Here is a 13,357-nt window from a genome sequence, read left to right as displayed (position 1 = left end):
CGCTGGCGCTGGCGCTGCTGCCGGCCCCGCGCGCCGCCACGGCCGTGCTGACCGGTGCCTGCGCCGGACTGCTGCCGCTGCTGGCCTTCCCGCTGCGGGGGCTGGCCGCGCTGCGCGCCGCCCTGCCGCGCCGGTCCGCCCGCCGCGGCACGATGGCGGCGCTGTGGAGCGGACGGTGGGCCGACCTGCTCGGCTCCCCGAGCCGGCTGGTCGCCGAACTGGCCCTGCTGACCCTGGCCGTCGCCTCGGTGCTGGCGGTACGGCGCCGCGGGGTCGCACCCGCGGGCAGCACGGTCGACCTGCTGCTGAGCGCGGCTCCGCTGCTGCTGGCGGTGGCCGGGGCGGTGCTGCTGGCGCGGCTCTTCCCGGTGCTGCTGGCGCCCGTGGTGCACTGGGCGGGCCGCCGCGACGGAGTGATCGGCTTCCTCGGCCTGGCCCGGGCCACCCAGTCCGGCGGCAGCCGCGGCAGCGGCGAGGCCGACGGCGGGCAGCCGCGACGGGCGCCGACCGTGCTGCCGCTGCTGCCGCTGCTGCTGGCGGTCACCACCGCCGGGTTCGGCGTCACCGTGCTGAGCTCCGCCGACGCCGCCCGCCAGCAGGCCGTGCGGCTGACGGTGGGCGGCGACGCCCGGGTGGACGCGGTGGGCACCGACGGCCTTCCGCCCGGCTTCGCCGAGGCCGCCGCCAAGCTGCCCGGCGTGCAGAGCGGCACCTCGGTGGTGGTGGACGGCAACGCCTCGATCGGCACCGCCGACGGCAGCCTGATCAGCGGCGCGCTGCTGCTGGTCGTCGACCCGCAGGGCTACGCGGCGCTGACCCGACGGGTGGGCGTGGGCCTCTTCGACCCCGCCCTGCTCGACACCCCGCAGGCGGGGGCCGGCCAGTCGGTGCCGGCCCTGGTCAGCACCGACATCGCCGGGCGGCTCGGCTCCGAGGAGAACGCGGTCCAGCTGCCCGACGGCTACGGCAACCTGCACTTCAAGCCGGTCGGCACGGTCACCGGCTCGCCCGCGGTTCCCGGCGGGGTGCGCAAGCCGCTGATCGTGGTGCCCTCGGCCGGCGTGCTGGCCCAACTGCCTGACACGCAGCCGATGGTGGCCTCGGCCGGCACCTGGTTCGGCACCGGCGGCACGATCAGCTCCAGCGCCCTGCAGGAGCTGGTGACGCGGCTGGCCCGCAGCCGGCCGGCGGACGGCGGCGCGAACGGTACGGCGGGCGGCACGGCGGGTGGCACGCCTTCCCCGGCTGCCCCGGCTGCCGCGGCCGGCGCCGGCGGTGACGCCAGCCTGAACAGCACCTTCACGGTGACCACCCGCGCCGACTACGCGCGCACGCTGGACGCCAACCCGCTGGAGCACGCGGCCGACCGGATGTTCTGGGCCGCGGTGGCCGCGGCGGCCGGCTACAGCGTCCTGTCGCTGCTGCTGACCCTGCTGCGGGCCGCACCGGAACGGGCCGCGCTGCTCGCCCGGCTGCGCACCATGGGGCTGCGCCCCCGCCAGGGCCTGACCCTGATCCTGGTCGAGGCCCTGCCGCAGGCCCTGGTCGCCGCGGCCGCCGGAGCGGGCCTGGCCTGCCTGAGCGCACCGCTGCTCGGCTCGGCGGTCGACCTGTCCGTCATGGTCGGCGCGACCGTGCCGGGCGGGCTGCGCACGGCCGCGGGCCCGGTCCTCTGGCAGGCGGCGGGCCTGGCGGTGCTGTCCGTCGCGGTCGTCTGCGGCGAGACGGTGCTCTTCGGACGACGGCAGATCAACAGCGAGCTGAGAGCGGGTGACCAGCGGTGAGTACACCGGAGACGGCTACGGACGACATCCTGAGCGGCGGCGAGGCCGGCAGCAGGGCGCGGAACGAACGGACAGGAGCAGCAGCAGTGAGCGTGACAGCGGATCCCTCGACGAACCCCTCGGCCGACCCGGCGGTCGGCACTTCGGTCGGCACTTCGAGCGGCTCGGAGCCGACGTACCAGGAGTTGCAGCGCCGCGCGCAGGCCGACCGCAACGGGCCGGCCTACGGGCACGACTCGGTGATCGCCTGCGACCGCCTGGTGCGGATCTTCAGCGCCGAGCGGGTCGAGGTGCAGGCCCTGCAGGGGCTGGACCTGCTGGTGGCCAAGGGCGACCTGATCGCCCTGGTCGGCGCCTCCGGCAGCGGCAAGTCCACCCTGCTCAACATCCTGGCCGGACTCGACGTCCCCTCGGCCGGCTCGGCCTCGGTGGACGGCTGCGACCTGCTCAAGATGACGCCCCGCGAGCGGCTGCGCTACCGGCGCGAGGTGGTGGGCTTCGTCTGGCAGCAGACCGCCCGCAACCTGATGCCGTTCCTGACCGCCGCCCAGAACGTCGCGCTGCCCATGCAGTTGAACGGTGAGCGGTGGAGCGCCGGGCGGGCCAAGCGACGCGCCGCGCGGGCCGGCGAGCTGCTGGAGGCGCTGGGCATCGCGCACCTGGCCGACCGGCGGCCCGCCCAGCTCTCCGGCGGCGAGCAGCAGCGGGTCGCCATCGCCGTGGCGATGGCCAACAACCCGTCCGTGGTCCTGGCCGACGAGCCGACCGGCGAGCTGGACTCGGAGACCGGCGCGGGGATCTTCGAGGCCTTCCGCACCGTCAACCGCGAACTGGGCGCCACCGTCGTGATCGTGACGCACGACCCGATGGTGGCCGGCGAGGTGCGCCGCACGGTGGCGATCCGCGACGGGCGCACCAGCTCCGAGGTGCTGCGGCACACGCTGACCGGGGCGGACGGGACCGAGTCGGTGAGCGAGCGCGAGTACGTGATGCTGGACCGGACCGGCCGGGTGCAGCTGCCGCGCGAGTTCCTGGCCGCGCTGGGGATGGAGCACCGGGTGGCGGTCGACCTCGGCGCGGACCACATCGCGGTGCGGAGGGCGGAGGGTGCGGTGCGCGCGGTGCGCGCGGCGGCGGGGGTCAGCCGAGCGGGGGTCAGCCGACCGGCGTCAGGCCGAGGCCGGCTCCCGGGGCGGCGGCCGTCCGCAGCAGGACCGTGCCGTGCGGCGCGGTCAGCCGCAGCCAGCTGCCGGCGCGGTGCGCGGAGAGCGGCGCGCCGGGGTGCAGGAACCCGATCCGGTACGCCGCGTGGGCCGCCCGCAGCGGAAGCGCGGGCAGCGCCGGCAGCGGGCGCGACCAGATCTCGTCGGCGATGGCGTCCAGCTGGTCCCGGGTCCGGTGGTGCTCCGGCACCTGCGCGGTCCGCTCCTTGAACTCGCCCACCGCCGCCATCAGCTGAGGCACCACCAGGTCGGCGCCGGTCTCCCCGAGCAGCCGCCAGCCGGCCCGCGGCGGCAGCAGCCCGGCCCAGGCCGGACCGGTCACCGGCGGCGGCAGCACGACCGTGCCCTGCTCCTCGTCCAGCCCTTCCAGCAACTGGCCGGCCGAGACGGTGAGGTCGACCGCGTCGGCCGCCGGAGCGAGGCGGGCGGTGCGCAGCGCGAGCACCCCGGAGGCACCCAGCGGCAACCGGCCGAAGACCGCCAGCACCCCGGCGTCGCCGGCCGGCGTCGCCTGCAACCGGACCGCCGCCGCGCGGTCGAACCGCAGCAGGCGCCCCAGGAAGGCGCCGAGGTCGGCCACCTCACGGGGGTCGGCGAGGCGGAGCCGGGCGGTACTGATCACGGGGTGCTCACTTCGTCGGTGCGGGGCGTGCCAGGTCAGGCCGCGGCCGGGACGGCCTCGTCGTCCATGAAGCGCCCGAGGAACTCGCGCTCCACCGGGCTGATCCGGCGCGGCCGGGCGGCCTTCAGGTCGTACGGGACCACGACCGTGGAGGCCCGCACGTACACCGTCTCGGTGCCGTCCTCGGCGGTGTCCTTCACCTCGTAGCAGACGGTGAGCGAGGCGCCACCGATCTTGGTCACCCAGGTCTCGATGGTCACCGGCGTCGGCCGGTGGACCAGCGGCAGCTTGTAGTCGATCTCGTGCCGGGCCACCACCGAACCGCCCGCGAACTCACCCGCGCCCGCGGCGGCGGCCTGGGTGAACATGAAGTCGATCCGGGCCTCCTCCAGGTAGCGCAGGAAGACCACGTTGTTCACGTGGCCGAAGGCGTCCATGTCGGACCACCGCATCGGGCAGGCGTAGATGTGGCGCGCCACGACAGTCTCTCCTTCGTCGTCCTGCGACGTCGTCGTCTTCTCGACGTCGTCGCCCTCTCGGGTTCGTCGCCCTCTCGGGCCTCGGTGCGGCTGCGGACCGCGGGCCGTCACTCCACAGCCGTTCGCCCCACGACCTTCGGCCGTCGGCCCGGCAGGCCGCCCGCGATGGGCGCCCTGCCGGGCCGCTGGCACAGCTGTCGACTCCGCGAACCCCGGCCGGTCTCAGCCGCGGGTCAGCTTCTTGTAGGTGGCCCGGTGCGGACGGGCCGCGTCGGCACCCAGCCGCTCGATCTTGTTCTTCTCGTACGAGTCGAAGTTGCCCTCGAACCAGAACCACTTGCTCTCGCCCTCGTAGGCGAGGATGTGGGTGGCCACCCGGTCCAGGAACCAGCGGTCGTGGGAGATGACCACGGCGCAGCCCGGGAACTCCAGCAGCGCGTTCTCCAGCGAGGAGAGCGTCTCGACGTCGAGGTCGTTGGTCGGCTCGTCGAGGAGCAGCAGGTTGCCGCCCTGCTTGAGGGTGAGCGCCAGGTTGAGGCGGTTGCGCTCACCGCCGGAGAGGATGCCGGCCCGCTTCTGCTGGTCCGGACCCTTGAAGCCGAAGGCCGAGACGTAGGCGCGCGAGGGCATCTCGACCTGGCCGACGTTGATCCAGTCGAGCTCGTCGGAGACCACGGCCCAGAGCGACTTCTGCGGGTCGATGTTGGCCCGGCTCTGGTCGACGTAGCTGGTCTTGACCGTGTCGCCGACCTTGATGCTGCCGCCGTCCGGGGTCTCCTCGCCCAGCAGCATCTTGAAGAGCGTGGTCTTGCCGGCGCCGTTGGGGCCGATCACGCCGACGATGCCGTTGCGCGGGAGGGTGAAGCTGAGGTCGTCGATCAGGATCTTCTCGCCGAAGGCCTTGGAGAGGTTGTTCACCTCGACGACGATGTTACCCAGGCGCGGACCCGGCGGGATCTGGATCTCCTCGAAGTCCAGCTTCCGCATCTTGTCCGCCTCGGCCGCCATCTCCTCGTAGCGGGCGAGACGGGCCTTGGACTTCGCCTGACGGCCCTTGGCGTTGGAGCGGACCCACTCCAGCTCTTCCTTGAGGCGCTTGGCGCGCTTCTGGTCCTTCTGGCCCTCGACCTTGAGACGGGACTGCTTGGTCTCCAGGTACGTGGAGTAGTTGCCCTCGTACGGGTAGGCGCGGCCACGGTCGAGCTCGAGGATCCACTCGGCGACGTGGTCCAGGAAGTACCGGTCGTGGGTGACCGCGACGACGGTGCCGGCGTACTTGGCCAGGTGCTGCTCCAGCCAGTTCACCGACTCGGCGTCGAGGTGGTTGGTGGGCTCGTCGAGGAGCAGCAGGTCGGGCGCCTCGAGGAGCAGCTTGCAGAGCGCGACGCGGCGGCGCTCACCACCGGAGAGGCTGGTGACCGGCCAGTCACCGGGCGGGCAGCCCAGCGCGTCCATGGCCTGCTCGAGCTGGGCGTCGAGGTCCCAGGCGTTGGCGTGGTCCAGGTCCTCCTGGAGCCGGCCCATCTCGTCGAGCAGCTCGTCCGAGTAGTCGGTCGCCATCAGCTCGGCGATCTCGTTGAACCGGTCGAGCTTGCCCTTGACCTCCTTGACGCCGTCCTGGACGTTCTCCAGGACCGTCTTGGACTCGTCCAGCGGCGGCTCCTGAAGGAGCATGCCGACGGTGAAGCCCGGCGAGAGGAAGGCGTCGCCGTTGGAAGGCTGCTCCAACCCGGCCATCATCTTCAGCACCGTCGACTTACCAGCGCCGTTGGGGCCCACGACGCCGATCTTCGCTCCGGGGAGGAAGCTGAGCGTCACGTCGTCAAGGATGACCTTGTCGCCGTGTGCCTTGCGCACCTTGCGCATGGTGTAGATGAATTCCGCCACGTGAGATCGCTCCGGCGTCGTCGAGGAGTAAGTCGAGGAGTATTAGGGCTTGCAGCGTTCCATTGTGCCGCACCCGGGCCCGCATCCCGAACCCGCTTCCGTCGCGCCGGGCCCGGCGCGCGGCCGAGGAGCCGGCCGGGCCGGTGCTCGAGCAGGTGGTCGGGAAGGTCCCCAACGCGGCCCGGACGCGGCCCGGACGCGCTGCGAACGCCGGTGGCCCGCCCCCGGCGAGGGGACGGGCCACCGACGTGCGCTGCTCAGCTGTTCTTCGCTGCCCAGCTCGTCACTTCCGACCGGTCACCGACCGTCCGGACCGAACCCGGATCATCCGGTCATCGGTCGTCCGGTCATCGGTTGTCCGGTCGTCCGGGCTGTCAGGCCGCGGTGCGACCGTGACGGCCCCGGCGACGCATCGCGAACACCGCGCCACCGCCGACCAGCACCAGGGCGCCGGCGATCCCGGCGATCAGCGGGGCGGAGCTACCGCCACCGGTGAAGGCCAGGCTGCCGCCACCACCGGTGGTCGCAGCCGGGGTGCTCGCGCCGGCCGAGACGCTCGGCACGGGAGAAGCCGAGGTGGAACGGCTCGGGGTCGGCGAGGGGGTGCCGCTCGGGGTGCTGCTCGGGGTCGGCGAGGGGGTGCCGCCGGTGCCGCCACCGGTGCTGGTGACCGTGCAGTCGAGGACACCGGTGAACGTCTTGGTGCTGTTCGGCCCGCTCACCTTGATGCTGTACTGCTGACCCTGCGTGCTCGGCACCAGCACCGTCTCGGTGCTGCCCGGCGCCACGGTCACGGTCTTGTTGACCGTGCCACCGACCACCGTGCCGCTGTAGGGCTGGTCACCGGTGTTGGTGAGGGTGACGACGACGGCCTTCTTCGTGCAGTCCACCAGCGCCGAGAACGCCGGCACCGGGCCGGTCGGGGCCCAGTTCGCGGTGGCGGTCGCGTTGACCGTGACCGTCTGGGTCCCGGCGAGGATCAGCGTCTGGCTGTTGCGGCCCTGGCGGTTCTTGTCCGCGCTCATGAAGGCCCGGCCGAGCTCGACCGAGGTCGAGGCGGAGGCGGTCAGCGTGGCGGTGCCCGCCGCGGCGCCGGCCGGCGTCTTCACGAAGAGCTGGTCGTTCGGCTTGGCGGGCGTGATCAGCTTCCCGTCCTTGCCGCTGATGACGTCGCCCTTGCTGTCCGTCAGCACCACTCCGGCGGTGACGGCGTTCGCGTCGAGGCCGACCTGCGCGGTGCCACCGCTGGAGTTGACGGTGATCGGGCCGAGCTGCGCACCACTCTTACCCGACACGGTGCCCGGGGTCAGGCTGAGCGAGGGGCTCGGCTCGGCCAGGTCCTTGGCGGTCCTGATGAGGTAGTCGGTCAGCTTCGAGGCGTCCGCGTCCTCGCTCGGGTGCGCGTCGACACCGTCGGAGAAGTGCCAGATGGCCGCCTGGGTGGCCGCCGCCGCCTGAGCCTTGGTCAGGGCCTCGGCCCCGGCCTCCTTGGCCAGCGTGTCCAGCGCGGTGACGTGCGGGAAGGAGTTCTGGAGGATCCAGAGGATCTTGCCCTTGGACGGGTTGGTCTCCAGCGAGGTCGACTTCCAGTCGGTCTCCTGGTAGTGGGCCCCCGGCGCCGTCTCGTTCTTGAGGTCGATGCAGTAGGTCTCGAGCCACTTACCGCCGGCGATGTCCAGCTGGATCAGGCCACCGCCGAACCCACCCTTGCCGTTGATGGTGATCTGACCGCTCTCATCGGGGATGAGCTCGGGGTCGTGCAGCGTCGCGACCGCACCGGACCCTCCGGTCCCGCTGTCCGCGGCGGCCGCACCCGCCATCGCGAACCCGCCACCCACTGCCATGCTCGTCGCGAGCATGACAGCGGCTATGCGGGAGATACCCCGCCGTTGCATGTGGTACATGAATGACCCCTCCGGGCAGGGCCGCGCCCATGACGGCCCGCCGCGCATTGCCGCGCACGATGTGGCGCTGCCGCACTTGTCTGAACCAGACGCATCCTATTGAGGAACGGCGGTCAGCAAACCTCTACGCCTATGGATGCGCCTTCTGTTTCAGAATTGTTATCAATCCTACAGGCTTCGAGCGCTCCTGACGAGCCGCCAGATATTCGTCACTTTATCGACTCTCTGACCTCCCATTGGACGCAGAGCGACGAGAAGTGTCGCGAAAGCTCAACGGAAGCTCAAGTCAAAACTAAGTTGATCCTAGAACTAACGCTCCGCCCCCCGCGTGAACTGCGACTGAACGCTGTTCCCTGACGGTCCGCCTGCCCAGCCTCCGCTCCCGCCGGCCGACCCCGAAGGCGCCTCCCGAGCCGCCCGGGCACCGCTTCCGACCGGCGCCGCAGCACTCTCCCGCCACCTCACCGCCCGTCCTGACCCTTGGTCTGGCCCGCGCTGCGGCCCTCGCTCTGACCCTGCCTCCGTCCCTGACCCAGCCGCTCGCACCCACCACCGAACCCTCAACCGACCCCTTGGCTACCGCCCCTCGATCGCACCGCCGCCCACACCCTCGCCGCCGGCACCGCTGCTGCCGTCGCCCCGAGTCGACGTCAGATCACCCGACCGACCGGCGAGCGGATCCCTCACCGCTGCGCTCATCCGCCCACCTCTACGGCCTCCCGTTCCACACCCGGCGCGACCGACCCTTCGTCGGGGAACGCGTCCGGAACATCCGTCAGAGCCGTCGCCCCGGCCGCTCTGACCGCTCGCCCTCCACGCGCCACCCGCGAGGACCTCGCCACCACCCGCCCGCCCGGCACCTGCTGCGGCGGGGCTCCGGTTTCTGACGTCTCCTCCGCAGCGCCACCCGCCCCGCCGCCCGCCGGCTCGCGGGCCACCCGTCTGCGTGTCCGGGTCGCCGGCGCCGCCACCCCACCCGTCGCACCCCCCTCACCAACCGCAGCCCCACCAGCGGCCACGACCTCCCCACTCCCCGCCAACTCTCCTGCCCCGCCCGACTCCACGGCTCGATCAGCCCCGCTCGCCCGATCCGACCCCGCCGACCCGCCCTCCGCACTTGCGACCGCACCCGCCCGGTGCGCCCGAACCGCCTCCACGATCCACTCCGGCACCGCCTCCCCCACCGGCTGCACCTCACCACCGGACCACCCGACCCCGCCCGCCTCGACCCGCACCCGCTCACGCCCCTGACCCTGACCCTGCATCCGCCCCGGCCCCGGCCCATATCCCTGCCCGTGTACCTGCTCCGCCGAGGCCGCCACCCGGCCCCCCGTCGGCTCCGACCGCCCGCGCACCGTCCACCGGAAGGCTGACGTCCCCCGTCCGAGGTCGTGCCCCACCACCCGGGCGTCGATCTCCGCCGCGGACCGCCGTTTGCCCCCGTCGTCCCACTCACGGATCCTCAACCGCCCACAGACCACGACCGGATCCCCCTTGTTGACCGAACTCACCACGTTCGCCGCCAACCAGCGCCAGGCGACCACCGTCACCCAGTTCGTCTCGCCGTCGACCCAGTCCCCCCGGCTGCGGTCATAGCGCCGCTCGGTCGCCGCCAGGCGGAAGTTCGCCATGGGAACTCCTGCGGACGTCTGCCCGTAGCTCACCGCGGAGGCGACATTTCCGATCATCGTTACCAGCGTCTCATTCACGGCGACCCTCGCATTTCCTGCTGACCGGAAGATTTCCCCTGCCGTTGCCGAGGATCCGCCGGATTCGCCTCCCCCACCAGCACGGAAAGAATTCTGTGGATAAGCTGGAACTTGTGGATAACTTTGCGTTCCTATGGTCGCAAAATTCCCTCGCTCGCCACCCGCACATTCGGCGTGCATGACAAAACTTCGCCGCTCGGCCGCCGCCCCCACCCTGAACGAGTGGTCCCCGGGGCACTCTGTCCACGTCATCCGACCGGACGAACCGAAATCCAACCCGCCTTCCGCCCCTACTCCCCCGTCACGTTCCCTGCACACCCCGCAACCACCGCTCCGAGTCCATAACGGGTGAGGAGACAGCGCCGTAACGACTACACAACGTCCGGCGGCAAGACACCCCGGAGCGCTGCACTCGAAGGCTTCACCTGCGATTATCAGACCGCTCTCGCAAGGCCGACACACCGATCTCCACCAGGAGAAAGTCAAGCAAGGCAGCTCAACCCCCTTATCCTGTCCCCGACAGGCCGGGGACCTCTCAACCCCCACCTGGACATGGGAATAGGCGCCGGACCCCCACCGTCCCCGCCCCACCCGCCCGGGCCCACGCCCGCCCCGCCCCCGTAGCTCAGCGGATAGAGCAGGTGCCTTCTAAGCACTTGGCCGCAGGTTCGAGTCCTGCCGGGGGCACCATGAACACGGCTGGTCAGCCGTGCTGCCCCGCGAGCAGCAGTCCGGCCGGGACCGCCCTCCCGATCCCCCGCGGGGATCGCCCAAGTGCTTAGAAGGCACCTGCTCCGAGTACCTCCGGAAGTCCTGGACGCGGGAGCGGACCGACGTCTCAGGAGTGCGGAGCCCCCGAGGTGCACGAGGCGCCGGCCCCGCCGGGGCGGGGAGGCCGGCCCTCGTGCCGCCGCCGGGCGTCAGGCGGTCAGGATCCGCAGCAGTCGACGCTCCTCCTGCTCGCCGAGCCCCTCGCCGTCGTGGGGCGGGCCGCCGCGGGCGGTGTCCCAGGCGAGCGTGTCCGCCAGGGTGCTCGCGAGGGGACGCAGTGTCAGCCCGGCGGCCAGGGCGCGCGAGACGTCGACCCGGTTGATCGCCGCGCAGGCCGGGTCGGCGATCCACATCGGCACCCCCATCCAGGGGTCGACGCCGGCCGCGAGGAGCCGTTCGCTCGGCACCCAGAGCGTCTCGGCCGCCACGCCGGCGACCGCGCGGCACGCCTCGAAGAACGTGCCGAAGGGCATCGGGCGGCCGGTCACGTGGAAGACCCCGCCCCGGTCCTCGGTCGCACACCCGACGATCCAGTGGGCCAGGTCCCGGACGTCGATGAACTGGGCGGCGTCCGCCGGGTCGCCGGGAAGCAGCACGCGCCCGCCGCGGGCGAAGCGGCGCGGCCAGTACGCGAAGCGGTCCGTCGGGTCGTGCGGTCCGACGATCATGCCCGGGCGGACGACGGACGCCCGCTCGGCGAACGCGTCGAGCACCACGCCCTCGCAGGCGGCCTTGCGTGCCCCGTACGCGTCCTCGGGTGGCATGCCCGCCCGCAGGACGAGCAGCTCGCCGCTCTCGTCCTGCGGCGTGCGCTGATCCGCGAGGACGGACAGGGACGAGACGAAGACGTACCGCCCGACCCGCCCGCGCAGGGCGTCGACCGAGCGGCGCACCACCTGCGGGTCGTAGCCGGCGACGTCGACGACCGCGTCCCAGCGCCGCCGGGCGAGGCCCGACAGGTCGGCGGTGCGGTCGCCGATGACCGTCTCGACGCCGGGGAACAGCCCCGGGTCGGTGCGTCCGCGGTTGAAGAGGGTCACCTGGTGGCCGTCGGCCAGTGCGGCCTCGACGACGGCACGACCCAGGAAACGGGTACCGCCGAGCACGAGAAGGCTCAGCGGTCGAGAAGTGGTACTGCGCAACGAAGTGGTACTGCGCATGGTGGGCGACTCCGGTTGACCTGGTGGCGGTCCGGGCCGCAGCGGCAGGGCGGCGTGGGGCCGACACGGTCGGCGACCCGGATGAGGGCATGGCAGAACTCGCTCGCAGCGCCCATAACCCTCACCTCTCCCGGTCGTGTCCGACGGCGGGCACTCTAGCGGCGGCCGTCCCCCCGCCACCAGGGATTTTCCGAGCGCCCGCACCGGCGCGGCCCCCGGCCGCCCCGGCGAGGGGAGGTCGGGGGCCGCGGCGACTGCGGGGGCGGTGGTCAGCCGGCGCAGTGCTCCCAGGCGAGGTGGTAGATGGTGGTGAGGCTGCCGTCGGTGGAGTCCATGGTCATGAAGCTGGTGGCCGTCGGGGCCGAGGGGCTGGCGCTGACGCGCAGTTGGGTGTTGATGTTGAGGTCCCGGGTGGCGCCGCAGGGGGCCCAGACCAGGGCGGCGATGCTGGTGACGTCGGTGGCCTGCCAGTTGTCGTCCAGCGGGCCGGTGAAGGAGTGCGTGGCGCTGGTGGTCTGGGGCTGGCCCTGGAAGTAGTAGCTCGCCTTCTCCTGGGCCGCGGCGCCGGACGCGAGGTAGGCGTAGCCACGGTAGTCGGCCTCGGCGACGGCGTAGGTGAAGCCCTGGGGGGCGTTCACCCGGACGGTGAGCTGACAGTTCTTGCGGAAGTCGGTGGGGCCGGCGCCCGTGCCGACCTGGGCGAGGTAGTCGCTGTAGGTCACCGTGAAGGCGGTCTGGTCGGGCGAGGTGGCGACCGCCGCCGTACCGGCGGGGCAGCCGGAGCCGTTCAGGCTGACGAGTCCCACGGTGAAGCCGCCGGGCGGCGTGACGTCGGCGGGCTGGGCCTGCGCGGCGGTGCCGCAGAGCAGGGAGGTGGCGAGCAGCGTTGCGGTGGCGCCACCCGCGGCCAGTGCACGGAACATGGAGCATCCCCTTCGATCGGAACCCCCGTCGGTGGGTCTTGCGCTGAGACATTACGTGCACATGACAAGACAATCCAGAGCCTCGGGGCACCGATTATCACCCCATGAGCATGCGGCACTACTTTCAGCCATCAAAAGTGGGGGGCGGTGCGGCCCGCGCCGTCGGTGCGGTCCGGACGGTCAGCCGGCCCGGCCCAGGTCGAGGGTCCAGAGCAGGCCGTCCGGGGCGGTGGCGGTGCCGACACCGGCGTCGGTGTACTGGCAGTTGAGCATGTTCTGCTGGTGGATGGCGGCGTCGGACCAGTCCTTCACCACGGTGGCCGGCGACGAGGTGGCCCGGTCGAGGTTCTCGCCCCACAGGCTCCACACGTAACCGGCCGCGGTCATCCGGTCGGAGGGCTCGCCACCGTGCTGGTCGACGTGGTCGAAGTAGCCGGCCGCCGCCATCTCGTCGGAGTGCCCCTGGGCGGCCGCGTGCAGCCGCGGATCCACCCGGAGCGAGGGACAACCGGCCTTCGCCCGCTGGGCGTTGATGAGATCGACGAGCTGCTGTTCGAGGCTCTTGGGCGCGGGCGCCCGGCTCGGCGTGGCGGGCGGCGCCGACGGTGTCGCGGGGACCGGGAGGGGGACGCTCGCCGCCGAGGGGGTCGGCGAGGGCGTCGGCACCGGCTCGGTCGAGGGGGAGGGAGCGGGCGTCGGCGAGGAGGAGGGCGAAGGCGAGGGCGTGACGGGCGCCGAGGACTCGACGGCCGGCGCGGCGGAGACGGCGACCGATGTGACGGGAGCGGGAGCGGCCGGACGGGCCGGAAGCAGTTGCAGGCCCCCGACGACGGCGACCGTCAGCACGGCGGCGCCGGTCAGCTGGACGGATCGGCGCCCGGCGGCCCGGCGCAGG

9 protein-coding genes, 1 tRNA gene and 1 pseudogene are annotated in these 13,357 nt (G+C 72.6%); 3 read left to right on the top strand and 8 right to left on the bottom strand.

All coding sequences use genetic code 11. The annotated features are described in order from the left end of the window. The coding region (locus ABD323_RS34830) for an FtsX-like permease family protein (RefSeq protein ID WP_344446081.1) at nucleotides 1–1,784 on the top strand (1,784 nt) is incomplete at its 5' end. Nucleotides 1,785–1,969: 185 nt separating this feature from the next. Further along, a pseudogene (locus tag ABD323_RS34825) lies at nucleotides 1,970–2,878 on the top strand (ABC transporter ATP-binding protein); the annotation flags it as partial. 61 nt (nucleotides 2,879–2,939) lie between these two features. Here the strand turns inward: ABD323_RS34825 and ABD323_RS34820 are convergent. From ABD323_RS34820 to ABD323_RS46120, 5 genes are all read right to left on the bottom strand, one after another. After that, nucleotides 2,940–3,629, bottom strand: coding sequence for a DUF8010 domain-containing protein (locus ABD323_RS34820; RefSeq protein WP_344446080.1), 690 nt, complete (start codon nucleotides 3,627–3,629; stop codon nucleotides 2,940–2,942). A gap of 35 nt (nucleotides 3,630–3,664) precedes the next feature. Continuing rightward, the gene (locus ABD323_RS34815; RefSeq protein WP_344446079.1) at nucleotides 3,665–4,108 is read right to left on the bottom strand and encodes an acyl-CoA thioesterase; all 444 of its coding nucleotides are present in this window, start codon (nucleotides 4,106–4,108) and stop codon (nucleotides 3,665–3,667) included. A 222-nt stretch (nucleotides 4,109–4,330) separates the two neighbouring features. Continuing rightward, the gene (gene ettA / locus ABD323_RS34810; protein WP_344446078.1) at nucleotides 4,331–5,995 is read right to left on the bottom strand and encodes an energy-dependent translational throttle protein EttA; all 1,665 of its coding nucleotides are present in this window, start codon (nucleotides 5,993–5,995) and stop codon (nucleotides 4,331–4,333) included. A gap of 374 nt (nucleotides 5,996–6,369) precedes the next feature. Beyond that, nucleotides 6,370–7,854, bottom strand: a complete 1,485-nt coding sequence (locus ABD323_RS34805) for a Cys-Gln thioester bond-forming surface protein (protein WP_344446077.1) — start codon at nucleotides 7,852–7,854, stop codon at nucleotides 6,370–6,372. Nucleotides 7,855–8,594: 740 nt separating this feature from the next. Next, complete coding sequence (locus ABD323_RS46120) at nucleotides 8,595–9,587, bottom strand: single-stranded DNA-binding protein (RefSeq protein ID WP_425556264.1); 993 nt, start codon at nucleotides 9,585–9,587, stop codon at nucleotides 8,595–8,597. A gap of 635 nt (nucleotides 9,588–10,222) precedes the next feature. On the opposite strand from ABD323_RS46120, the gene ABD323_RS34800 reads away from it, so the two are divergent. Then, nucleotides 10,223–10,298 (top strand) — tRNA-Arg (locus tag ABD323_RS34800). A 230-nt stretch (nucleotides 10,299–10,528) separates the two neighbouring features. Here ABD323_RS34800 and ABD323_RS34795 read toward each other — a convergent pair. From ABD323_RS34795 to ABD323_RS34785, 3 genes are all read right to left on the bottom strand, one after another. Further along, a complete protein-coding gene (locus ABD323_RS34795) occupies nucleotides 10,529–11,539 on the bottom strand; it encodes an SDR family oxidoreductase (protein ID WP_344446076.1) in 1,011 nt (336 codons plus the stop codon). Nucleotides 11,540–11,808: 269 nt separating this feature from the next. Continuing rightward, a complete protein-coding gene (locus ABD323_RS34790; RefSeq protein WP_344446075.1) occupies nucleotides 11,809–12,462 on the bottom strand; it encodes a DUF4360 domain-containing protein in 654 nt (217 codons plus the stop codon). Nucleotides 12,463–12,642: 180 nt separating this feature from the next. Next, nucleotides 12,643–13,357, bottom strand: a 715-nt coding sequence (locus ABD323_RS34785) for a CAP domain-containing protein (RefSeq protein WP_344446074.1), incomplete at its 5' end; no start/stop codon positions are given.

It is taken from the genome of Kitasatospora nipponensis (assembly GCF_039528135.1).
GTDB lineage: Bacteria > Actinomycetota > Actinomycetes > Streptomycetales > Streptomycetaceae > Kitasatospora > Kitasatospora nipponensis.
The sequence above is the reverse complement of the archived record's forward strand: the minus strand, read 5'-3'. Positions and strand labels throughout refer to the sequence as shown.